This window comes from Pseudomonas sp. PGPPP1 (genome assembly GCF_002255865.1).
GTDB classification, from domain to species: domain Bacteria; phylum Pseudomonadota; class Gammaproteobacteria; order Pseudomonadales; family Pseudomonadaceae; genus Aquipseudomonas; species Aquipseudomonas cremoris.
Genome location: NZ_NKIG01000087.1, coordinates 1 through 1,061, shown reverse-complemented (window position 1 = coordinate 1,061; position 1,061 = coordinate 1). Strand labels below are relative to the sequence as shown.

The following is a 1,061-nucleotide window of genomic DNA, read 5'->3' as shown; positions in this document are numbered from 1 at the left end:
AGCGGCAATGAGGGCGCGCTGGGCTTCCAGCACATCCAGCTGGGCAAAACGTCCCAGCGAGAAGCCGCGAGTTAGGTCATCGACCGTACGCTGGCCCGCCGGCAAAACCCGGTTGCGCAAGTCGTCGACGTCAGCTGATGCACTACGCCAGTCGCGCAGTGCCTGCAGGGTTTCGGCCTGGATCTGCAGCTCGGTCGCTCGCTGTAGATCCCGGGCCTGGTCAGCGCGACTGGACGCGGCGAGCAGGTTGCCCTGGTTGCGATCGAAGAGCGGTAGCGGGAGCGAGAAGCCCACCAGATTGACCCGCTCCCCCTCGAGCTCGTCGTATTGGCTGCCCAGGCTCACCCGCACGTCCGGATAGCGCTGGCTGCGCTGCAGATCGACGTCGGCATCCCCGGCGGCTACCTGCCGCCGCGCCTTGAGCATCGCCGGTGTCTGGCGGATCGCCTGCAGCAGTAGGGCTTCGCCGGGAGGTGCGGGCAGACGATCCAGGTCACCGACCGGCTCACCGAGCTCGGTCACGGAGACACCCAATTGGCGGGCAAGACTCACCCGCGCGTTGTCACGCTGCTGCAGTGCGCGTCTCAGCTCCAGCCGCTGGGTGACCTGTTCTACCTCCGCGCGGGTACCCGATACCGGTGAAATCTTGCCCGCTCGAATTTGCGCCCCTGAGCTGTCCAGGCTGCGCTGGGCCAGTGCCTGCGATTGCTCGGCGAGCCGCACCCCTTCAGCGGCCAGTAACAACTCGTAAAAACTCTGGATGACGTCCGCCCGGAGGGCATAGCGTCGCGCCTCGAGGTCCGCATTGACCACGCCAGCGTTGGCCTCGGCCACCGCCACCCGGGCGGCGCGCTTGCCACCCAGTTCAAAGGGCTGGGTGAGCGTGAGACTGCGCGTCTGACTGGCAGAGCGCGTGTCCTCGACCTCGAAGGCGAGTTCCGGGTTGGGCAGGAGGCCTGCCTGCTGCCGTGCACCTGCGGCCGCGGCGGTCTCCTGGCGGGCCGCCAGGTAGTCGGGATTGTCGCGCAGGGCCTGGGCCAGCGCCTGCTCCAGGGTCAGCG

The 1,061-nt window shown here is 68.0% G+C and carries 1 protein-coding gene; it reads right to left on the bottom strand.

Annotation, left to right across the window (positions count from 1 at the left end; translation table 11 throughout):
* The coding region (locus CFE47_RS31240) for a TolC family protein (RefSeq protein ID WP_286843050.1) at window positions 1-1,059 on the bottom strand (1,059 nt) is incomplete at its 3' end.
* Window positions 1,060-1,061: the final 2 nt, after the last annotated feature.